A 20217-nucleotide genomic window follows, 5' to 3' on the forward strand; every position below is an offset into this window, starting at 1 on the left:
GGCCGAACGATCATATTGGACCTTGGAACAATGGGTGGGGAGCGGAAAAGGCCATGAAATCAAGGCACATCGCACTCTGCCTCGCGATTTTCGCCACTTTCCAACTCCCCGGCAACTCTCGCGGGCAAAGCCATGACTCTGCCGCAACTCCCCCCGAACTCTTCGACGCCAAGGGGTATCGCACGGCACGCTACCGCGCCCCGGTCGATCGCCCGCCGACTCCCGCCGCGCAGATCGCGCTGGAACAGGTCCTCCGACTCAAACCGGGGGTCGACGCGCTGTTCATCGACGTGCTTCCCGTCGAGGGCGGGGTGCGCGATCCGCTGACGGGAAAGTGGACCCTCGCGGTGCAGCATGAGACCATTCCGGGTGCAGCATGGCATCCCGAAGTGGGGCGCGGTCATCCCGATGCGGTGCTGTGGCAGGGGCTGCGCGATGCAGTTTTTGCGGTGCGCGTGAAGCATCCGGCGATACCGGTGGTGGTGTTCTGCCGTAGCGATTGCTGGATGAGCTGGAACGCCGCTCGCCGCCTTGCCGGCGAGGGCGTTGGCAAGGTCTACTGGTTTGCGGAAGGCATCGAGGGCTGGCACGACGCCGGGCGGGCGTTGGTGAAGGCAGAGCCGGTAGTCACCGCAACGCGCTGATCCTCCCTGTTTTTCCGCAGGACAAACGGGGAGGGGGACCGCCAGCGCAGCTGGGGGTGGAGGGGTTTGGACTCTTGCCCCTCCGTCAGTCCTTCGGACTGCCACCCCATTTGCACCTCCGGTGAAAATGGGGAGGATCAGGCGCTCACTTCAGCGTCTTGAGGTAGGCGATCAGTTCCGCGCGCTTGGCCGGGTCCTTGAGGCCGGGGAAGCTCATGCGGTTGCCGGGGACGAGTTTTGCGGGGTTTTCCAGCCACTTGTCGAGCGTGGCGTCATCGAGCTTGAGGCCCGACTTCTTCAGCGCATCGGAGAACTTGTAGGTGCCCTTGACGCCCATCTTGTGGCCGTAGACGCCGTAGAGGTTGGGGCCGATCTTGTCGGGCGCGCCCTTGGCGTTGCTGTGGCAGACTGCGCAGCGGGCCCAGGTGGATGGGGGCGCCGAGGGGGGGGCGGCGGGGCCGGCGCTTGCGGCAGTGGCGGTCAGCATGGCGCCGGCGATGAGCGCAAGGCGGAGGGTGGTCATGTCGTCTCTCCCGGATTCGTTTACCCGGAAAGGTGTGACACGACCCCCATTCCGCCAAAATTGGACTTAGGATCAAGCCCCGGCAGCATCGTCATTGCGAGGAGCGCAGCGACGAAGCAATCCAGAGCGGTTTGCGATGGCGCTCTGGATTGCTTCGTCGCTGCGCTCCTCGCAATGACGAGAAGGGGATTTCAAGCCTTGGCCGGACGATCCTTCAGCCAGCCGATGCCCCGGCGCAGCAGATCGTAGAACACTGGCAGGTCCCAGGCGCAGCGGTCCACGGTGGGCCACCAGTCGAGCATGGGTTGCAGGTCATAGTGTCCGCGGCAGTGGCCCAGCGTGTTGTAGAGCACGCCGCCTTTTCCGTGGTCCTTCAGATACATGACGGCATGCTTGCCGATCGCATCCGCCGCCTCGACGAAGCCGGTGCCTTCCACTGTGCAATCGGTTTCCAGCAGCACGTGCAGGTCACCGTGGTACTCCATGTGGTAGAGTTCGTCGGTGGTCTCGAACGGTTCCACGCCCTGCACCAGCGGGTGATCGGGATCGGCCACGGTCACCGTATAGGGCGCGATCGGCGGGTGGCTGATGAACTGGCTGCCGAGCAGGTCCATCATCAGCGGCGCCCAGCGCGGCGCGTCCCACAGGTCCTTGTTCGGGCCATCGGTGAGGAAGCGCAGGACCGAGTTGGTGCCGTGCAGCGCATACCAGCGCCCGCCCGACTGTAGCCAATCGCGCAAGGCTTCCTGCGCCTTTAGCGAGGGCGTGACATCGCAGGTGTAGGTGATCAGGATGTCGGCGGCGCGGATCGCCTCGATGTTCTCGTAATCCTCGAAAACGCGGGTGCGGATCGCCGGGTCCTCGGCCAGCAGCTTGAGGATTTCGAGGCGGGCGAAGTCCATGTCATGCCAGACGCCGCCGCAGACGAACACGCAATCGATGCGCGGGGGGTGTGCAACTTCGCTCATGCGTTCAGGTACTTGTCGAGCGTCTGGTGGAACTGGCGGATGCGGATTTCCTGGTAGTCGCCGAGGTTGACCTCGCCGGTCTTCGAGGCGTGGAGACCGTCCTGCACATAGGGCAGGTTGTCCATGTCCTGTTCGAAGACGTGGCCGAGCACGCCGAGCTCGGGCGCGTCGGTCCACTTCTGGTCGTTGGACAGCAGCTTCATCGGCACGCCGTGCGGCATCGGATCGCCCTTCTTGACGCGGGCGAGGATGCGCACTTCCATCAGGCAGGTGTCAGGCGTCTTTCCGGGGCGCCAGCGATAGACGATGTTCGGCATGAAGCCGCCCCACGGCGCGAAGTTGGGGAAGACGTTGTAGACGAGGCCATCGAGCAGTTCGGCGTCGGTGGCGTGATCGTGGTCGTAGCCGGTCTGCGCGGTGTAGCCGGCGCGCATCGCCGCACCCAGCGCCGCGCGTGCGGTCATGCCTTCGGGCACGCTGACCGCGAAGGGATCGCCCGATGCCTCGTAGTTGTCGGCCGAGCGGCCATTGTACTTGCAGAACTCGTCGACGATCCACTGCTGGGTCTTGCCCTCGGGATCGACGTGCGGGGACATGATGCCGAACGGAACGTGGTTGACGTTCACGTTGTCGCCATAGGTCCAGTAGGCGCTGTTGGCGTCACCCGTGAAGGGCAGGAGCTGCGGGTGGGTGACGACGGTGTGCCAGGCCTCCATGAAGGCTTCGGCAGTGACCTTCCAGTTGGCCGGGACTTCCTTGGCCACCCAGATCACCGTGGTGCATTCCTCATGCCGCCAGCGCTTGAAGAATTCGGGCAGCGGGGCGAGGTATTCCTCGAGCGTGGGGCCGCCCGGTTCCTCGCGCAGGAAGATGTAGCCGCCCCAACGGCCCACTTCGGCCTCGGGCAGGTGCATCTTCTCGGCCGACAGATGCTTGAAGTCCCACGAACAGGGCATGCCGGCAAAGCTGCCGTCCTTGTTCCAGGCAAAGCCGTGGAACGGGCAGGTGAAGGTGTCGGCGGTGCCGTCTTCGGTGCGCAGCTTGCGGCCGCGATGGAGGCAGACGTTGTGCATGGCCTTGACGCTGCCGTCTTCCTGGCGGGAGATCAGCCATGAGCGGCCCGCGTTTTCGAAAACGGTGTAGTCACCGGCTTCGGGGATGTCTTCCTCGCGCGCGGCGAACTGCCAGACGTGGGGCCACATCTTCTCGCGTTCGAGACGGGCGAAGTCTTCGGAGGTGTAGCGCTCTGCCGCCAGCGGTTCGGAGCCGCGATACTGGTAGCTCTCTTCGGTCAGCATCGCCGGAGCGGGGCGCGAATCCTGTGCCAGCAGTTCCTGCCAGCTGATTGCCTCGCACCTTGCCTTGCCGCCGCCCATATTCGGATCGCTGTCAGCCATTTTCTCGATTCCTCACCCAGAATTCAGTCATTGCTGCCGGTTTTGCCGCTCCCCCGCGCGCGCGTCACCTTGCTGAAAGCATAGGTTGCACGGACTGCCCGTGCGCGTAACCACTGACGCCATAAATTCACGCAGATTCTGTGCGGGAGAGAGCAATTGTCCAAGAGGCTTGAAGGGAAAGTCGCGCTTGTCACCGGCGGCACCACCGGCATCGGCGCGGCCACGGTGGCGCGCCTGGCCGAAGAAGGTGCGAAGGTCTGGTTCACCGGATCGAAGGAAGAGGCCGCCGCTGCGCTCTGCGCGGAAACGGGCGCCGTATTCCGCAAGCTGCGCGTGCAGGATGCGGCAGGCTGGCCGGGGCTGATCGACGAGATCATTGCCGCCGATGGCCGTCTCGACATCGTCTTCGCCAATGCCGGGATCGAGGCGGGCGACGGTTCGATCGAGACTGTCGGCCTCGAGGGCTGGAACAACATCATCGCCGTCAACCAGACCGGGGTGATGCTGACCGTGCAGAACGCCATCCTTGGCATGAAGCGCAATCCCGATGGGCCGAAGGGCTCGATCATCATCAATTCGTCGATGAACGCCACGCGTCCGCTCGGCAATTACGTCGCCTATTCGGTGACCAAGGCTTCGGTCTGCGCGCTGGCCAAGTCGGCGGCGGTGCATTGCGGGCAGCAGGGCTATGCCATCCGCGTCAACGCGATCCTGCCGGGCGTGGTCGAAACCCCGCTGATCCAGAACATCATGAACGCACAGCCCGACCCGGCTGCCGCGCGCGCGATGTACGAAGGCATGGCGCCGATGAAGCGCATGGCGCAGCTGAACGAGGTGGCGGGCCTGGTCGCCTATCTCGCCAGCGACGAGGCCGGGTTCATCTCCGGCGCGGAATACGCGATCGACGGCGCGACGACCGCCGGCATGATGGGGGTCTGAATACCATGGAATTGTCTGCACAGCGCCTGAAGGGGCGCGTTGCCTTCGTATCGGGGGGCCTTCGCGGCATTGGCCTTGCCTGTGCCGAGCGTTTTCTGGCCGAGGGCGCGGAAGTCGTGCTGTCGGACCTCGATGCCGAGGACAGCGCGACGGCGACCGAAGTGATGGCCCGTCTCGGTCAGGCCGCCAGCTACATCAGCGCCAACGTTGCCAAGGAAGAGGACTGGGAGCGTGCCGTCGCTCTGGTGAAAGAGCGCCACGGCAAGTGCCACGTGCTCGTCAACAATGCCGGGATCGACCTGACCGGGCCGGTCGAGAGCCTTTCGATGGAAGGCTGGCGGCGGATCATGTCGATCAACGTCGACGGCGTGTTCCTCGGCACCAAGCATTTCGTGCCGCTGATGGCGGAGAGCGGCAAGGACTTCCGCGGCGGTTCGTCGATCATCAACGTCAGCTCGATCATGGGCCTTGTCGGCATGAACGAAGTTTCGGCCTACAACGCCAGCAAGGGCGCGGTGCGGCTGTTCACCAAGGGCATCGCCATCGAGTTTGCGCAGAAGAAGACGCCGATCCGCGCCAATTCGCTGCACCCCGGCTTCGTCGAGACGCCGCTGCTCAAGGCCGGGTTCCAGCGCTGGGTCGATCAGGGCTTTGCCGAAAAGCCCGATGATCTGGTGGCGGGCGTGGTCGGCGCGACGCCGATCGGGCGTCTGGCGCAGCCGAGCGAGCTGGCTTCGGCCGCGTTCTTCCTCGCCAGCGAGGATTCTAGCTACATGACCGGCGCGGAGCTGGTGATCGACGGGGGATGGACTGCACAATGACGATTGCTCTCAACAATGTGGTCGCCGTCGTCACCGGTGCGGCGGGCGGGATCGGCCGTGAGCTGGTCAAGGCGCTGAAGGCGGCCAAGGCCACCGTGATCGCCACCGACCTTGCGCCCGACGCGCAGATCGAAGGCGCGGACCACTACCTCAAGCACGACGTGACCAGCGAGGCCGACTGGCAGGCGGTGGCGGCGCTGGTGCAGGACAAGTATGGCCGCCTCGATGCGCTGGTGAACAACGCCGGCTATTCGATCGTGACCAAGTTCGAGGACACGCCGCTCTCCGATTTCCACCGCGTCAACGCGATCAACGTGGATTCGATCATCATCGGCACGCAGGTCATGCTGCCGCTCCTGAAGGAAGGCGGCAAGGCACGTTCTGGCGGCGCTTCGGTGGTCAACTTCTCGAGCGTCGGCGGCCTTCGCGGTGCGGCGTTCAACGCGGCCTATTGCACCAGCAAGGCGGCGGTGAAGATGCTGAGCAAGTGCCTCGGTGCGGAGTTTGCCGCGCTCGGCCACAACATCCGCGTCAATTCGGTGCATCCGGGCGGGATCGACACCGGCATGCTCAATTCGATCATGGACCGCTATGTCGAACTGGGCGCGGTGCCATCGCGCGAGGTGGCGGTGCAGGGCATCGTCGCCAACCACCCGATCGGCCGCATGGGCCGGCCGGAGGAAATGGGCGGCGGCGTGGTCTACCTCTGCTCGGACGCGGCGAGCTTTGTGACTTGTGCCGAGTTCGTGATGGACGGCGGATTTAGCCAGGTTTGATTTCCAAGTATTCCGGTCCGTAATCAAACATTGCTGCGACGCCATTATTGTGGCGTCGCAGCATCACTTGCAATCGAATAGTATTGCTCGAATGTAACCGCACCTCGGGGCAATTGATTCCCCGATGCGACTTAGCAGATTGCCCCCGACCCGCGCTGGGCATGGCGCGGGAAACGGGGACTATCCATGAAAACCACAACAGCATTTCGTGTCGCCACGCTGGCAACCGCCAGCGCGCTCTCGCTCATCTCGCTGCCGTCGTTCGCGCAGGACACCGCTCCGGCGATCGATGCGCCCGCCGAGGCGGAGAGCGCCGAGGGCACCATCGTCGTCACCGGCAGCCGCCTGCAGCGCAGCGCCAACGAAACCGCGCCGTTGCCGATCAACACGATCACGTCCGAAGCGCTGCGCAACGCGGGCAACACCGATGCCACGGCCACGCTGCGCCAGATTCCGGCGCTGATCTCGTCGGGCACGGTGGCGGACTCGATCGAGCGCGGCGGCGGCGGCATCGGCCAGGCCACGCTCAACCTGCGCCAGCTCGGCTCGAACCGTACGCTGGTGGTGGTCGATGGCTATCGCCACGTCTCGGGCGTCGCCGGATCGCAGACGGTCGACGTCGCGACCATTCCCAACGCCCTGATCGAGCGCGTCGAAGTGCTGACCGGCGGCGCCTCGGCGGTCTATGGCGCGGACGCGGTGACCGGCGTGGTCAACTACGTGATGAAGAAGGACTTCGAGGGGCTGACGCTGAACGCGCAGGCCAACGTGCCCACCGCCGGATCGGGTTCGGGCTATCGCATCGAAGGCACCTGGGGCAAGAACTTCGCCGAAGGGCGCGGCAACATCACGCTTTCGGCGGGCTACACCAAGGACGACGAGGTCCTGTTCGGCCAGCGTGACTTCACCCGCAACAACGGCCGCGCCAACAACAGCACGACCTATCCGCACGTCAACCGCCGCTTCCAGACCGGCGACATCTCGGCCAGCGCCACGCCCAACTTCTTCCAGCGCTATTCGCTGGACAGCGGGCGCTATCCGATCGGCTTTGCCATCCCGACGGCGGCGCAGTTCGCCACCTTCTTCCCCGGCCAGACCCCGACCGCTGCGGAACAGGCGCTTATGGATCGCGCCGCCAATTCGCCGCTGTTCCAGATCGCCGGTGATCCGCGCTTTGCGATCAGCTCGGGCGCAGGCCTCGTGTTCCGCCGCGACTTCGGCTTCTTCAATGCCGACATCAACAACAACGGCGTGAACGACTGCGAGGAAAGCTACGTCGGCCTGACCGGCTTCGGCGGCGGCGGCTGCTACGTCACCACGCCGGGCGGCGGGGTGAAGATCTTCCAGGACGGGCTGATCTCCAACGGCACCAACCAGTTCGGCGGCGATGGCGCGGTGGAGCGCACCAACCAGTCCTCGCTGGTCCCGTCGAGCGAGCGCATCTACACCGAGCTGCGCGCAAGCTATGAGTTCTCGCCGGCGGCCGAGCTGTTCGTCGACGCCAAGTATGCGCGCAACACTTCGGTATCGCGCAACAATTACAACACCTTCTACGACAGCCTGCTGATCTTCGCCGACAACCCGTTCATCCCGGCGGTGCTCCAGGCCGATGCCGACGAGGCGCGCGGCCTGCGCATCAGCCGCGACTTCCTCGACCTCGGCCCCAACACCTCGACCGCGCGGCGCGAGACCTACCGCATCGTCGGCGGCCTGCGCGGCGAAATCTCGTCCTCGCTCAACTATGAGCTGGTCGGCAACTATGGCCGCACCGACAACGCGGTGACCCAGTCCAACGCAGTGCGCTATGACCGCCTGTTCGCCGCCATCGACGTGGTGCGCGGGCCGAACGGCAATCCGATCTGCCGTTCGGACATCAGCAACGTGCCGCACCCGGGCAGCCAGTTCTTCCCGGTGATCGCGCGCGGCTTCTTCACCTTCCGTCCGGGCGACGGGCAGTGCCGTCCGGCCAACCTGTTCGGCGGCACCAACTCGCTCTCGCAGGAAGCGGTGGACTTTATCACCACCCCGGTGACCAACCGCTCGCGGCTTGAGCAGCTGGTGATCACCGGCCTGATCAAGGGCGATACCGGTTCGTTCCTCAATCTGCCCGGCGGCCCGGTGCAGTTCGTCGGCGGCGCCGAATACCGCAAGGAAAAGTCGCGCACCCGCTTCAACGACCTGCTGCTCGGCCTCCTGCCGGAAGGCTCGCCCGCAGGCCCGGCTGGCACCTACATCGGTGACATCTCGCCCAACAAGTCGCTGCTGTTCGATGCGCAGACCCAGACCTTCAACACCGGCGGCCAGTTCGACGTGAAGGAAGTGTTCGGTGAAGTGTCGCTGCCGGTGCTGCGCGACAAGCCGTTCTTCCATGAACTGTCGTTCGGTGCAGCGGGCCGCTATGCCGATTATTCGACCATCGGCGGCGCGTTCACCTGGAACGTCAACGGCATCTGGGCACCGGTGCAGGACATCCGCTTCCGTGGCAGCTATTCGAAGGCCATCCGCGCGCCCAACATCGCCGAACTGTTCGATCCTCAGCAGGGCGCAACCTTCCGCCCGGCCGATCCCTGCGACACGATCAACCAGAACGCCACGCCCAACCGCAGGGCGAACTGCATCGCGGCGGCAACGGCTCTGGGCATCCCCAACGCGGCGCAGTTCATCGCCAACTACTCCGACCCGCTGACCGCGCGCTTCTCGGGCACCAGCGGCGGCAACCCCAACCTGTCGGAGGAAACGGCGACGACCTGGACCGTGGGCACGGTGATCCAGCCGCGCTTCATCCGGGGGCTGACGCTGTCGGTCGACTACTATTCGATCCGCATCGAGGACGCGATCGCGGCGGTTTCGGCGCAGGACATCGTCAACACCTGCTATGACAACGATACCTTCCCGAACCAGTTCTGCAGCCTGTTCTCGCGCAACGGGCCGAATTCGGGGCCGACGACGTTCGGCTTCAACTTCCTGCGCCAGACGCAGATCAACTTCGGCCGCATCGAGACTTCGGGCATCGACGCGACGATCGACTACCGCTTCGCCCTGGGCGCGAACAACTTCGCGATCAACGTGGTGGCCAACTGGACCGAGAAGCTCAACCGCTTCTTCGATCCGGTTAACCGCAACCTCGTCAATCCGGGCCTGAAGGAAACCGGTGCGCCGGAATGGTCGGGCGTCGGCTCGGTCACCTGGAACCGTGGTCCGATCACCCTGAACTACTCGCTGCAGTACATCGGGCGTCAGGCCGTCGCCTCGGCCATCCAGATCGAGCGCATCGCCACCGAGTTCGGCCCGGCGGGCATGGCTCCGGAATACTGGGTCCACAACCTGGCCGCCACGGTCGACGTGCAGAAGAACTTCTCGATCACGGCGGGCGTGAACAACCTGACCGACAAGGAACCGTTCATCGCCAGCTCGGCCTATCCGGTCAGCGGCATCGGCCGGACCGTGTTCGTGGGCGTGCGCGCCAACTTCTGATCGCGCCGGAGTTCCGATCTCGGAAGGGGCGGGGCGTTCCGGCGCTCCGCCCCTTTTTCTTGCGTGTTTCAGTCGGCGGCGTTCACCGCCAGCACTTCGATGGCCTCGGCCTTGCCATTGAAATCGACCAGTTCGCCCGCTTCTGCGCCCATCATTGCGCGGGCGAGCGGGGCGGACCAGGCGATCAGGCCACTTGCCGGATCGGCCTCGTCGTCCCCCACGATGGTGATGCTCCTGGCCTTGCCGTTCAGCGCGAAGCGCACAGTGCAGCCGAAGCCGACGGTTCCGTCGGCAGGCGGCGCGGTGAGTTCGGCGGTGGCCTGCCGGGTGCTCCAGTAGCGCAGGGTACGGCGCAGTTTCTTGAGTTCGGCCTCGTCGGTCACGCCCTCCAGCGCCGCTTCGGCTTCGGCCAGCTTCTGCGCGATCAGCGCGGCACCGCGCGTGGTGACGAGGTTCGGACCCGGCGGGATCGGGATCTCGAACGCGGGTTCGAGATGCTCGTCATCGCTCTCGCGGCGGAAGGCCACGCTCATTTCAATTCTCCACTGGCGCGCGTGCAAGCGCTCTGCAACAAGCCGGCCCCTATGGCACAAGTGACCCGCGCGACGAAAGCACTGGACGAGGCCGGCGTGGTCTACGAACTGCGCAGCTACGAATATGATCCGGCCGCCGCCAGCATTGGCCGCGCCGCCGCAGAGGCGCTGGGCGCGGACCCGGCGCAGGTTTTCAAGACGCTGATGCTGCTGGCAGACGGCAAGCCCGCCTGCGCCATCGCCCCGAGCGACGGCGAGGTTTCACTGAAGCGCGTGGCGGCGGCGCTGGGTGCAAAGTCCGCCGCGATGATGAAGCCCGCCGATGCCGAGCGGCTGACCGGCTACAAGGTCGGCGGGATCAGCCCGTTCGGCCAGATGCGCCGCGTGCCCGTGGTGATCGACGAGACCGCGCTGTTGTGGGACGCGGTGTTCATCAACGGCGGGCAACGCGGGCTGCAGGTGCGGCTTGCGGGCGAGGATGCCGCGCGCGTGCTGGGCGCGGTGGTGGCGGAGATCGGGGCCTAGCGCGTCAGGTAGCCGCCTTCGACCGCGAGGCTGTGGCCGGTGACGTAGCTCGAGGCATCCGAGCAGAGCCAGGCGCTGGCTTCTGCCACTTCCTCGGGCTTGCCGAAGCGGCCGAACAGGCTGAGCGCGGGGGCGAAATCGGCTTCGGTGAAGCCGTTGGCGTCGAGCGCGCCGCGCAGCATCGGCGTGTCGATCGCGCCGGGAAGCACGGCGTTCACGCGGATGTTGCGCCCGGCGTATTCGAGGCTGCCGGTCTTGGTCAGGCCGATCACGCCGTGCTTGGCCGCGACATAGGCGGCGTTGTTGGGCTGCGGGCGGAACGAGCTGACCGAGCCGATGTTGACGATCGAGCCGCCCGAGCCTTGCGCCAGAAGCTGGCGGATCTCGTACTTCATGCACAGCATGACCGAGCGCAGATCGACGTTCAGCACCTTGTCGAACACCGCCATGTCGGCCTCGTGGATCGGCAGGACGTCGGGCGTGATCGCGGCGTTGTTCACCGCGCAATCGAAGCGGCCGAAGGTGGCGACGGTCTCGGCGATCAGCGCCTCGACCTGGGCTTCGTCGGCGACATCGGTGCGCACGGCGTGGGCAGTGCCGCCCTCGGCGCGGATCGCGTCGACCGTGGCGGCAGCGGTGTCCGGGTTGATGTCGGAGACGACGACCTTGGCCCCGCGCGCGGCGAGCAGGCGGGCGGTGGCCGCGCCCATGCCGACGCCCGCGCCGGTGACCACGGCGACCTTGCCTTCAAGCGATACGAGATTTGCGTTCACGATTTTGCTCCCTGCGCGATCCACGCGCGAATCTTTGCGATGTCGCTTTCGTCCAACGGAAATCCGCCGAACGGCATCCGCGCGCCCGAGCCGCCATGGTCGAGGTGCGTACCCTCGAGCTTCATCACCAGATAGGACTTCTCCGGCGCGCCGGGTTCGACGCGCATTACGGCAGGTGCCTCCTGCGAGGGCTTGCCGACGAGGAAGCCGATTGCCGCATCGCCGACCAGTGACATGCCGCCCGCTTCCTCGCCGGTGAGGTGGCAAGTCGCACAGTTCTGTTCGAGGATCGGCACGATTTCCTTTTGATAGGAAACAGTTGGGGCCGGTTCCTCAGCTCGCACCGCAACTGCCGCCGCGACCAGCGCCGCGCCTAGAACGAGCCGCTTCATGCCGACACCGCGTGGCGACCGGCGATGTAGCCGAAGGTCACAGCCGGACCGATCGTGCCGCCGGCGCCGAGGTAGGCCTGTCCGGTCGGTGCGGCGATGCAGTTGCCTGCGGCGTAAAGGCCGGGGATCGGCTGTCCGTTGGCCGCCAGCACTTGCGCGTTGGCGTTGATCTGCGGGCCGCCCGCCGTATCGAGCGTGCCGGGGGCGAGGACGATGGCGTAGTAAGGTCCCTTGGCAGCAAACGGGTGCATCGTGTTGTTCGGATAAGGATTTTCCGGCTGCGTCGTGCCCGCGCGGCGGGCCGAGAACAGCAGATGCCATTCGCGGTCATAGAGGTACTTGCCGCGCCCGAATTCGGGATCGACGCCCTTCTTGGCATAGGCATTGAAGTTCGTGATCGACTGCTTTGCATTTGCAGCGAATTCCGGGGCAAGACGGGTGCCGCCGGTGCGGTCCTGCCAACCTGCGAGCTGCGCGTCGATCTTCGCGAAGACCTCGTCCCAGGTCTGCCCTTCGACCAGATGCGGCTGCTCGGCCTTGTTGACCGGGAAGGGGAAAGCCCCGCCGAAGGCATCGATGCTGCGCTGGTCGAACAGCATGAACATCAGGTGGTTGGGGTATTCCTCGTGCGCCGGATCGTACCAGAAGTGCGCCTGCGTGCGGTCGTTGTAATCGCGCTTCTCGTTGACCACGCGCTTGCCGTACTTGTTGACGAGGATCATCGAATCCCCTGGCAGCACGAAGGCGCCAAGCCCGATGCCGCGCGTCTTTAGCGCCTCGCCCAGCACGACCTGGCTGCGCCAGCCGAGGCCGAGGTTGCCCATCATCGCGCCTGCTTCCTGCGCGATCGGGATGAAATCGCCGGTCGATCCGGGCAGCGAGCACGAGCCATAGACGGCGGGCTGGTGGACGTCGCACAGCTGGACGTTGTGGCTGTAGCCGCCGCTGCCGAAGACCACGCCCTTGCTGGCCTTGATGCGGATCACCTTGTCGCCCTGCGTGGCCTCTGCGCCGATGACGCGGCCCGAGGCGTCCTTGACCAGACGGGTGACGCGGGTGCGGGTCAGGATCGGCACGCCCTTGGCCTTGAGCCATGCGTGCATCTGCGAGGCGAGGCTGCCGCCGCCCTGCGTCGAACCCGAACCCACCGCAGGCTCCAGCGCGCGTCCGGTCGGCACCTTGTTCTCGGGCAGGTGGTCGGCATAGTCGGGGGCGGGCTTGTCCACCTGGAACAGGCGGAACTGCTTGAACTGCACCGCGCCCAGTTCGCGCAAGTGATCGACCGCGACCGAGCCGTTGTCGTAGAACGCCTCGACCACGCGGTAGCGGTTCTCATCGAGGCCCAGCGTCGGGCTGTTGGGATTGTACTGGCGCGGATAGCCATAGCGCACGGTGTAGCGCAGCGCGTCGGCCTTGGGGTCCTCGATGCCCTGCTCGCGGAAGATGAAGTGGTTGAAGATCCATGTGACGCCGCCGGACTTGGCAGTGGTGCCGCCAAGTATCGGCATCTTCTCGACCATCATCACCTTTGCGCCTGCCGCCAGCGCGGTGACGGCCGCCGTGCCCGCCGCCGCGCCGCTGCCGACGCACAGGACGTCGCATTCATGGTCCCAGCCCGCTGCGGAGGCGTCTGCCGCCTGTGCTGCCGTGGCAATGCCGCCGGTTGCGGCGACCGCTGCGGTCAGGCCCGCGCCTGCCAGCATCTGGCGGCGGTCGATACCCTTGGTGGGCTGGGTCATTGGTCGTTTCTCCCGTCTCATCCGTGTGTCGAGCGAGCGCCTGGTGCCCACCCCGTCCGACTAAGGCCTGCTGCGCAGACCCAAGTCTCCCGGCCCTCCCGCTTGCGGGCGGGCAAAAGTCAGTCTTGTCCCCCCTCCCGCGAGCGGGAGGGGTCGGGGGTGGGCTTTCTCAGCGCCGCCCCTCGATGTAGTCGTTGATCACTTCATGGAACCTGCGCACCCGGTTCTCCTGCCGCGCCAGATAGGCGTCGTCGTGGCCGAGCGAGTGCAGGCCCTGCTGCTGGGTCACCGCCACGTCGAGGTCCTGGATCAGGAAGTCGCCCTGCGGAATCTCGGCGCTGTAGGCGGAGAAATCGCCGCTCTGGTGTTCGGCTTCCTTCCACGGGCGGTTGCCGTAGAGCGTCGGCACATCGGCGCCGCCTGCCACTTCCGGGGCGAGATACCAGTAGTCGAAGGTCGACCAGTTGGGGTCTTCCATGTCGGGTTCGGTGCGGAACACGTGGAGCCCTTCGGGCGTGCCGGTCAGCGTCAGGTTGGGGAAGCAGGTGTGGTGGAACTGGTCGGTCAGTTCGTCATCGGCCAGCTTCTCGAAGTGGGTATAGCCGCGCTCCGGCCCGAGCTTGCGCCGCGCCTGCTGCAGGGCGAGGCGGCCTTCCTGCGCGCGGCCTTCGAACGCGGCAGGATCGAGGTCCCACTCCTTCAGGACCTGCGCCCACAGCGGCTTCATCGCTTGCGCGTCCTGATAGCGGCTCGAGGGTTGCAGCTTCTCGATCATGCGGTTGTGGCCGGTCGGGTACATCTCGAACACGGTGGTCGAGTAGTGATCGTCGATCATGCCTTCGAACTGCGGGTGGACTGCCGGGATGTGGTAGGCCTCGTTGAAGTTGTCGGAGGCGAACTTCCAGTTGGTGTTGACCCGCAGCGTGCGCCACACCACGCGCTTCCAGCTGGCAAGGTCGCGGTTGCCGAGCAGCGTCGGGATGGGATCGAGGTATTCCATCAGCGGCACGGCATTGGGATCGAAGCTGTAGAAGATGAAGCCGCCCCAGGTTTCGCAAGGGACCTCCTTCATGCGCAGCTTGGTGCAGGGGGAGCCCTGCGGGAAATCCTCCTCGTCCTGCACCCAGTCCAGCGCGCCGTCGATGTTCCACTTCCAGCCGTGGTAGGGGCAGGTGAAGTGTTCGCCGACACCGCCCTCTTCCACGGTGACGAGGCGATTGCCGCGGTGGCGGCAGACGTTGTGAAAGGCGCGGATGCCGCCATCCTTCTGGCGCACCATGATGACCGACTGGCGCATGAAGTTGTGGGTGATGAAATCGCCCGCTTCCTCAAGCTGGCTTTCCCGCCCGCCGACATGCCACACGCGCTTCCACATGTGTTCCCATTCGAGCGCGGCGAAGTCCTTCGACCAGTAGCGGTCACCGGTGATCGCATCTCCCCGGGGTTCGGGGAACTGCGCGCTTTCGTGCGTGGGGTAGGGGGCATCGACTTCGGGGACCTGGATATAGGTGGCCATGATAGAGCGCTCCTGTAACCGGCGTTCTCCCCGAGCGCCGGATTGGGGGTTGGGAATGTCGTCTCTTGTTCTCGTTGACGTAGCGCCGATGCCCACCCCGTCCGACTAAGCCTTGCTGCGCAAGGCCAAGTCTCCCGGCCCTCCCGCCTGCGGGAGGGCACTTGCTCCCCCCTCCCGCAGGCGGGAGGGCTCGGGGGTGGGCAGCGGTTTAAACTTACTTCGCGTTGTCCAACGTGCCGCTCAGCGGCATCAGGAAGTCCATGGTGTAGCGCGTGGCCTTCCAGCCCTTTTCGGTGCGGCGGACTTCGAAATAGTAGCGGCCGTTGACGGTGACCGCGCGGCCGTCCTTGCCCACGCCCATGCCGATCACATAGGCGCGCATCGATGCGGTATCGCCTTCGTAGCCGGTGACCGCGAAGTTGGTCAGGTAATGGGCGTGATGCTCCATGTTGGCGAAGACGTTGGTGAAGAATTCGCGGATGCCGGCGTGGCCGAGCTGCGGCGTGAGGCCGATGCCGGAGAGATCGAACACTGCGTCCTCGGTGAAAACGTCAAGCACGGCGTCGATGTCGCTGACGGTATCGACCGCGTGGGCATAGGCGATCATCAGGTCCTGAATGGCCAGACGGTCTTCAATCGGGCACTGCATTATCGTTTCCTCTCAGATACTTATGAATTCTGGAAAATGTTTCCCCGGGGAAACACCCTTTAGAACATTATAGGAACATCTATTCGAACAGGGGCCGGATAGGGTCGGTCACGCCGTCCCAGCCAGCCGCGCCCTCGGCGATCTTGGTGAAGGCGGAGGTCTGGTTCTCGTCCTCTTCGACGATCTCGATCATGCAGCCGAGCGCGGGCGAGGTGTCGACGTAGCAGAAGCGCATCGCGCCGAACTTGCCGTCGATGGCCACGGCGAAGCCCTGGTCGACGTAGCGCTGACGGCAGGCGTCGTAGTCGGCGGTGTAGATGCAGAAGTGATGGAAGCCGGTCTGCCCCTTGGCGATGGTATCGCGATAGGCGCTGGGGCGATCACAGTGCTGCTGGATCAGTTCGATCTGGATGCCGCCGGACTGGGCAAGGGCGACGGAGAAGTCGATGCCGTCCGATGGTGCCCCGCGATAGGTCGCCTCGGCCAGTTCGATGTGTGGAACCATGTAGAACGGGCCAATGCCGGTGGCGGCGATCCATGCCTTGGCGGCGGCCTCGACGTCCTCGACGATGAATGCGGCCTGCATGACGTGCGGGCCGGGAGTCCCAGGGGTTATCGGGCCGGGGGTGATGGTGGTGCTGGTCATTCCTTGTCCCTCTCCGTGGGCGTGGCACAGGCCCACCCCGTCCGACCAAGCCTTGCTGCGCAAGGCCAAGTCTTCCGGCCCTCCCGCCTGCGGGAGGGCAAGTTGCTACCGTTTTTTCTTCCCCCCTCCCGCAAGCGGGAGGGGTTGGGGGTGGGCTTGGTGCCCTTATTCCCGCGCTGCCGTCGGATGCCCCAGAACCATGTCGTTCAGCTTCTCGTGGAAGCGCTGCACGCGCTTTTCCTGACCCGGCAGCAGGCAGCCCTTGAAGCCACGCGAATTGAGGCCCTGCTGCTGGGTGGTGCCGATCGACAGGTCCTGATCGGCCACGAAGCCGAGCGAGACGCCATCACCGTAGACCGAGTGGCGCGCAATCGCGTCGTGCTTGAGCGGTGCCATGCCGACGGGCGTGAAGACTTCCGTCATCTTCGCGTTCGGCGGATAGAGGCACCAGTGCTGGAACACGCACTTTTCGGGGTCGGTCGGGTGCGGTTCGGTGCGCAGGATCTGGCACTGTTCGGGCGACATGGTGATCGTCAGGTTGGGGAACAGCGTGCAGTGGAAGTAGTCCACCAGCTGCTGGTCGGTCATCGAGGAGTAGTCGTAACCCGCATCGGCGCCGCGCTCGCGCTTGGCCTTGATCACGGCCTCGCGGATGTCGGCGGTGCGGCCACGGTACTCCTTGGGATCGATGCCCCAGGCCTCGGCGGCTTCATACAAGCCCGGCGGCACGTCGCCGCTGACGTAGTCCTTGCGGCTGGTGGCCTGGTGGCCGATCATCCACATCGCGTTGTGGCCGTTCTCGTACATTTCGAACACGGTGGTCGGCAGGCCATCGTTGATGAAGGTGGCGAGTTCGGGGTGGATCGTGGGGAGGTGGTAGCTCTCGTTGAAGTTGTCGCGGATGATCTTCCAATTGAAGTCGCAATCCGCCGAGACATTGAGCACGCGCACCCAGTTGTCGAGCTTGTAGCCGGCAAGGCGCTCGGTATAGGGCCACAGCCATTCGTGCAGGGGGGCGACGTCATCGTCCATGCACCAGAACACGAACGGGCCCCAGGTATCGCAGCGCAGTTCCGAAAGCGTGACCTTGCCGCAGGGGTTGCCGCCGGCGAAATCGTCGGGGTCCTGCACGTGGACGAGCGTGCCATCGGGATCGAACTGCCAGCCGTGATAGCCGCAGGTCAGGCGCGGGGCCGAGCCGACATCGCCGAGGACGAGGCGGTTACCGCGATGGGGGCACGTATTGTAGAACGCCTTTACGGAACCGTCGGCTTGGCGGACCATGACGACCGATTCCTTGCCGAAGTTGTGGCGGATGAAATCGCCCTCTTCCTCGAGATCGGCCAGCACGCCGCCAAGGTGCCAGACCTTGGGCCAAAGGTGCTTGTTCTCCAGCTCCATCCACTCGCGCGTGATGTAGCGGTCAGCCGTGATCGTGTCGCCGCGCACGGCAACGTCGAACTCCGGGGAGTAGCGGGAAATCTTGTCCTGAGCGGTCATTTCGGCGTCCTCTGATACTGTCTCAGACCGGCCAGTCTCGGGTCTGGCTGAAGTCCGTTCCGCGTCGTCCCGGCCGGACCAGCGGATTGCCTGAAAGGAATCCGTCGGCTGCCGGGTCGGTACGCGCCCAGTCCACTATTTCGCGGCGGCGAGAGATACGCCACTCCCCATTCTTGCAGGTATACTCGTCGACATAACGCCCGGCGACGACGAGGTCCTTGGGTTCGCCGTCTTCAACGGTGCGGTGCCAGGCGTAGAAGTAGACCTCGCCGCTGGCCTCATTCCCGCGCACCTCGATCTGGGCCTGCCCGATGATGTGCTGGCTGCCGTCGAGATCGGCGAGGAAGCCTTGGGCGAAGCTGACGAACTCGTCTGCGCTGCCCTGCATCAGGCCGCAATCGACCCACGCGTCGTCGTGGAACGCGCTGCGGTGGAGTTCGGGGTCCAAGCGGTCCTGCCCGCGCATGTAGCGGCACAGGCAATCGTGGATGTCGCGGCGGGCGCAGAGATCGCGCAACTCGGCTTCCATGTCGAAGGCCATCAGGCTTCTCCCGCCAGGTACTTGTCGACGACCATCTGGAAGTGGCGGATGCGCGATTCCTGATAGTTGCCGAGCTGCTGCACGCCGGTGGCGCTGGCGCGGAAGCCGGCCTGCTGGGCGCGCAGGTTGTCGGTATCCTGATCGTAGACGTGGCCCATGGCGGGATCGAAGCCGGGGGCGGTGGCGTAGCTCTGGTTCTCGGCGACGTGGAAGGGCTCGGCCGGTTCGGGCGCACGGCCGGTGGCGGGATTGGGGCGCAGGAACAGGATCTCGAACAGGGTGCGGTTGGGGTCGGTGCCGATTGGGCGGAAGCGGTAGACCATCGGCAGCGACAGGCCGGGGAACAGCACCATGTTGGGGAAGACGTGGTATTCGATGGTGTCGATCATCTCGCTGTCCGAGACGTTCGAGAGGTCGCAACTGTAGGCCTCGCCCATGACCTTGCGCAGGTGGCGGGCCATGACGGTGCGCGCGGTTTCGCCGGGGCCGACGGTGAGGCCCTGCCCGCGCGAGTCCTTGTCGCCAAGGATCATCGTGGCGAGGAGCTCTTCCTCGCTGAGGGGGTTTGCGAGGTGGGGGGAGTTGACGCCGCTGGCGGCATAGAACCGCGTCACCGTGTCCGAATGGCAATCGTACTGCACGTTGGCATCGCCCACGCCCTTGAGGAGCTGGGGATGGGTTTCGAGCACGTGGTAGGATTCGAGGAAGGCTTCCTGCGCGGTCTTCCAGTTGCAGGGCAGCTCCTTGGCCACGTGGACCGCGACGTAGCGGTTCGCGATGTCCCAATCCTTGAAGTGATCGGGCAGGGGGGCGAGGAATTCCTCAAGCGTGGGCCCTTCTTGCGAAGGGTTGATGAAGACGAAGCCGCCCCAGTGGCCGACGCGGGCTTCGGGGAGGTTGGTCCTGGCCGGATCGATGTGCCTGAAGTCCCAGGCGCAGGGGACCGAGGCGAGCGTGCCGTCGTTGTTCCAGGTCCAGCCGTGGTAGGGGCAGCGCAGATTGTCGCCCGAGCCGACGCCCTCGCCGCGCTTGAACTTGGTCGAGCGGTGGAGGCAGGAATTGACGAAGGCGCGGACCGACATGTCGTCCTGCCGGACGACGACGTAGGAGAGGTGGGCAACTTCGTAGGTGTAGTAATCGCCGGGCTCGGGGATGTGATCCTCGCGGCAGACCCACTGCCAGGTGCGCTTCCAGATCTTCTCGATCTCGGCCTCGAAGATGTCCTGATCGAAATAGCGGTTCACGCTGACCGGTTCGCTGCCGAGGTAGAGGGGTTCCTCCATGGTGAGGACGGCGGGCGGCGGAAGCGCGTCGCCGGCGACGATCTGCTGGACGCTGAGGGCGTCCGGGCAGCGGATTGCGGCAAGCTCTTCCGCGTCGGCGGGCTCGGGCAGTCCGTGGGGGTTGATCGCGTCCAGCATCAGGCTCTCCGAGGCTACCGTGATTAAAACCGGCAGTAGTGCCTGTTTTATGGACTCGCGCGCGAGTCGGCTCAACCTAGCGGTTGCGCTAGGTGCCATCGGAACGGCGCATCCGGCTTTATTAAAAAATTGTAACCCTTTCAGCGACAGACGGACAGCGCCTCTCCCGGCTATGGCGCGGCCATGCTGGACAAGACTTTTCTTGCTGATGCGGCGTTGAGCCTTGCCCCCGCGCTGACCATCCTGCTGATTTTCGTGACGGTCGACTTCTTCTTCGGCGAGACGGCAATCGGCTCGCAGAACTTCCTCGTGCTGTTCTTTGCCTCGGTCGCCGTCCTGGTGACGATCTTCTACGGCTGGTTCGCCGGATACGTCGTTTCCAAGATCGCGACCTTCCTGATCGTAGGGCGTTACATGCTGGGCGTCAGGAGAACTTGAAC

General features: G+C 65.2%; 20 protein-coding genes. 7 read left to right on the plus strand and 13 right to left on the minus strand.

Annotated features, from left to right (window positions below; all coding sequences use genetic code 11):
• Positions 1-53: 53 nt before the first annotated feature.
• A complete protein-coding gene (locus I2488_RS00700; protein WP_196273886.1) occupies positions 54-644 on the plus strand; it encodes a rhodanese-like domain-containing protein in 591 nt (196 codons plus the stop codon).
• A gap of 145 nt (positions 645-789) precedes the next feature.
• Here I2488_RS00700 and I2488_RS00705 read toward each other — a convergent pair whose 3' ends face one another.
• The 3 genes from I2488_RS00705 to I2488_RS00715 all read right to left on the minus strand — a co-directional run bounded on the left by I2488_RS00705 (position 790) and on the right by I2488_RS00715 (position 3532).
• Complete coding sequence (locus tag I2488_RS00705) at positions 790-1167, minus strand: c-type cytochrome (protein ID WP_196273887.1); 378 nt, start codon at positions 1165-1167, stop codon at positions 790-792.
• 191 nt (positions 1168-1358) lie between these two features.
• Positions 1359-2135, minus strand: coding sequence for a ThuA domain-containing protein (locus tag I2488_RS00710; RefSeq protein ID WP_196273888.1), 777 nt, complete (start codon positions 2133-2135; stop codon positions 1359-1361).
• Entirely contained in the window at positions 2132-3532 is a 1401-nt protein-coding gene (locus I2488_RS00715) for an aromatic ring-hydroxylating oxygenase subunit alpha (RefSeq protein ID WP_196273889.1), read from the minus strand. The genes I2488_RS00710 and I2488_RS00715 overlap by 4 nt, the downstream gene beginning before the upstream one ends.
• Positions 3533-3688: 156 nt before the next feature.
• Here I2488_RS00715 and I2488_RS00720 point away from each other — a divergent pair, with 156 nt between their 5' ends.
• The 4 genes from I2488_RS00720 (at position 3689) to I2488_RS00735 (ending at position 9542) form a co-directional block, all read left to right on the plus strand.
• Entirely contained in the window at positions 3689-4471 is a 783-nt protein-coding gene (locus tag I2488_RS00720; RefSeq protein ID WP_196273890.1) for an SDR family NAD(P)-dependent oxidoreductase, read from the plus strand.
• Between the two features lie 5 nt (positions 4472-4476).
• On the plus strand, positions 4477-5292 hold the full coding sequence (locus I2488_RS00725; RefSeq protein ID WP_196273891.1) for an SDR family NAD(P)-dependent oxidoreductase: 816 nt from the start codon (positions 4477-4479) through the stop codon (positions 5290-5292).
• Complete coding sequence (locus I2488_RS00730) at positions 5289-6068, plus strand: SDR family NAD(P)-dependent oxidoreductase (RefSeq protein ID WP_196273892.1); 780 nt, start codon at positions 5289-5291, stop codon at positions 6066-6068. Before I2488_RS00725 ends, I2488_RS00730 begins: the two co-directional genes overlap by 4 nt.
• Before the next feature lie 186 nt (positions 6069-6254).
• Positions 6255-9542, plus strand: a complete 3288-nt coding sequence (locus tag I2488_RS00735) for a TonB-dependent receptor domain-containing protein (RefSeq protein ID WP_196273893.1) — start codon at positions 6255-6257, stop codon at positions 9540-9542.
• A gap of 68 nt (positions 9543-9610) precedes the next feature.
• On the opposite strand, the gene I2488_RS00740 is transcribed toward I2488_RS00735, so the two are convergent.
• On the minus strand, positions 9611-10075 hold the full coding sequence (locus tag I2488_RS00740; RefSeq protein WP_196273894.1) for a GreA/GreB family elongation factor: 465 nt from the start codon (positions 10073-10075) through the stop codon (positions 9611-9613).
• 51 nt (positions 10076-10126) lie between these two features.
• On the opposite strand from I2488_RS00740, the gene ybaK reads away from it, so the two are divergent.
• Positions 10127-10600 (plus strand): Cys-tRNA(Pro) deacylase, encoded by a 474-nt coding sequence (gene ybaK, locus I2488_RS00745; RefSeq protein WP_196273895.1) that lies wholly within the window; start codon positions 10127-10129, stop codon positions 10598-10600.
• Here ybaK and I2488_RS00750 read toward each other — a convergent pair.
• The 9 genes from I2488_RS00750 to I2488_RS00790 all read right to left on the minus strand — a co-directional run bounded on the left by I2488_RS00750 (position 10597) and on the right by I2488_RS00790 (position 19777).
• Positions 10597-11373: a glucose 1-dehydrogenase gene (locus tag I2488_RS00750; protein ID WP_196273896.1), complete on the minus strand. Its 777-nt coding sequence runs from the start codon at positions 11371-11373 to the stop codon at positions 10597-10599. The genes ybaK and I2488_RS00750 overlap by 4 nt on opposite strands.
• Entirely contained in the window at positions 11370-11765 is a 396-nt protein-coding gene (locus tag I2488_RS00755) for a c-type cytochrome (RefSeq protein WP_196273897.1), read from the minus strand. Before I2488_RS00755 ends, I2488_RS00750 begins: the two co-directional genes overlap by 4 nt.
• The gene (locus I2488_RS00760) at positions 11762-13504 is read right to left on the minus strand and encodes an FAD-binding protein (protein WP_196273898.1); all 1743 of its coding nucleotides are present in this window, start codon (positions 13502-13504) and stop codon (positions 11762-11764) included. Before I2488_RS00760 ends, I2488_RS00755 begins: the two co-directional genes overlap by 4 nt.
• A gap of 169 nt (positions 13505-13673) precedes the next feature.
• Complete coding sequence (locus tag I2488_RS00765) at positions 13674-15020, minus strand: aromatic ring-hydroxylating oxygenase subunit alpha (RefSeq protein ID WP_196273899.1); 1347 nt, start codon at positions 15018-15020, stop codon at positions 13674-13676.
• A gap of 214 nt (positions 15021-15234) precedes the next feature.
• Positions 15235-15669 carry a nuclear transport factor 2 family protein gene (locus I2488_RS00770; protein ID WP_196273900.1) on the minus strand — a complete coding sequence of 145 codons (435 nt, stop codon included), beginning with the start codon at positions 15667-15669 and terminating at the stop codon, positions 15235-15237.
• A gap of 79 nt (positions 15670-15748) precedes the next feature.
• Positions 15749-16315, minus strand: a complete 567-nt coding sequence (locus I2488_RS00775) for a VOC family protein (RefSeq protein WP_196273901.1) — start codon at positions 16313-16315, stop codon at positions 15749-15751.
• Between the two features lie 165 nt (positions 16316-16480).
• On the minus strand, positions 16481-17815 hold the full coding sequence (locus I2488_RS00780) for an aromatic ring-hydroxylating oxygenase subunit alpha (RefSeq protein WP_196273902.1): 1335 nt from the start codon (positions 17813-17815) through the stop codon (positions 16481-16483).
• 22 nt (positions 17816-17837) lie between these two features.
• Positions 17838-18356, minus strand: coding sequence for a nuclear transport factor 2 family protein (locus I2488_RS00785; protein ID WP_196273903.1), 519 nt, complete (start codon positions 18354-18356; stop codon positions 17838-17840).
• The gene (locus tag I2488_RS00790) at positions 18356-19777 is read right to left on the minus strand and encodes an aromatic ring-hydroxylating oxygenase subunit alpha (protein ID WP_196273904.1); all 1422 of its coding nucleotides are present in this window, start codon (positions 19775-19777) and stop codon (positions 18356-18358) included. Before I2488_RS00790 ends, I2488_RS00785 begins: the two co-directional genes overlap by 1 nt.
• A gap of 183 nt (positions 19778-19960) precedes the next feature.
• Between I2488_RS00790 and I2488_RS00795 the strand changes: the two genes are divergently transcribed.
• Positions 19961-20215 (plus strand): hypothetical protein, encoded by a 255-nt coding sequence (locus I2488_RS00795; protein ID WP_196273905.1) that lies wholly within the window; start codon positions 19961-19963, stop codon positions 20213-20215.
• Positions 20216-20217: the final 2 nt, after the last annotated feature.

This window comes from Novosphingobium jiangmenense (assembly GCF_015694345.1).
GTDB lineage: Bacteria > Pseudomonadota > Alphaproteobacteria > Sphingomonadales > Sphingomonadaceae > Novosphingobium > Novosphingobium jiangmenense.

Coding starts and splice junctions, on each gene's coding strand:
- I2488_RS00700 (WP_196273886.1), top strand. CDS start 54: ATGAAATCAAGGCACATCGCACTCTGCCTCGCGATTTTCGCCACTTTC.
- I2488_RS00705 (WP_196273887.1), bottom strand. CDS start 1,167: ATGACCACCCTCCGCCTTGCGCTCATCGCCGGCGCCATGCTGACCGCC.
- I2488_RS00710 (WP_196273888.1), bottom strand. CDS start 2,135: ATGAGCGAAGTTGCACACCCCCCGCGCATCGATTGCGTGTTCGTCTGC.
- I2488_RS00715 (WP_196273889.1), bottom strand. CDS start 3,532: ATGGCTGACAGCGATCCGAATATGGGCGGCGGCAAGGCAAGGTGCGAG.
- I2488_RS00725 (WP_196273891.1), top strand. CDS start 4,477: ATGGAATTGTCTGCACAGCGCCTGAAGGGGCGCGTTGCCTTCGTATCG.
- I2488_RS00730 (WP_196273892.1), top strand. CDS start 5,289: ATGACGATTGCTCTCAACAATGTGGTCGCCGTCGTCACCGGTGCGGCG.
- I2488_RS00735 (WP_196273893.1), top strand. CDS start 6,255: ATGAAAACCACAACAGCATTTCGTGTCGCCACGCTGGCAACCGCCAGC.
- I2488_RS00740 (WP_196273894.1), bottom strand. CDS start 10,075: ATGAGCGTGGCCTTCCGCCGCGAGAGCGATGACGAGCATCTCGAACCC.
- ybaK (WP_196273895.1), top strand. CDS start 10,127: ATGGCACAAGTGACCCGCGCGACGAAAGCACTGGACGAGGCCGGCGTG.
- I2488_RS00755 (WP_196273897.1), bottom strand. CDS start 11,765: ATGAAGCGGCTCGTTCTAGGCGCGGCGCTGGTCGCGGCGGCAGTTGCG.
- I2488_RS00760 (WP_196273898.1), bottom strand. CDS start 13,504: ATGACCCAGCCCACCAAGGGTATCGACCGCCGCCAGATGCTGGCAGGC.
- I2488_RS00765 (WP_196273899.1), bottom strand. CDS start 15,020: ATGGCCACCTATATCCAGGTCCCCGAAGTCGATGCCCCCTACCCCACG.
- I2488_RS00770 (WP_196273900.1), bottom strand. CDS start 15,669: ATGCAGTGCCCGATTGAAGACCGTCTGGCCATTCAGGACCTGATGATC.
- I2488_RS00775 (WP_196273901.1), bottom strand. CDS start 16,315: ATGACCAGCACCACCATCACCCCCGGCCCGATAACCCCTGGGACTCCC.
- I2488_RS00780 (WP_196273902.1), bottom strand. CDS start 17,815: ATGACCGCTCAGGACAAGATTTCCCGCTACTCCCCGGAGTTCGACGTT.
- I2488_RS00785 (WP_196273903.1), bottom strand. CDS start 18,356: ATGGCCTTCGACATGGAAGCCGAGTTGCGCGATCTCTGCGCCCGCCGC.
- I2488_RS00790 (WP_196273904.1), bottom strand. CDS start 19,777: ATGCTGGACGCGATCAACCCCCACGGACTGCCCGAGCCCGCCGACGCG.
- I2488_RS00795 (WP_196273905.1), top strand. CDS start 19,961: ATGCTGGACAAGACTTTTCTTGCTGATGCGGCGTTGAGCCTTGCCCCC.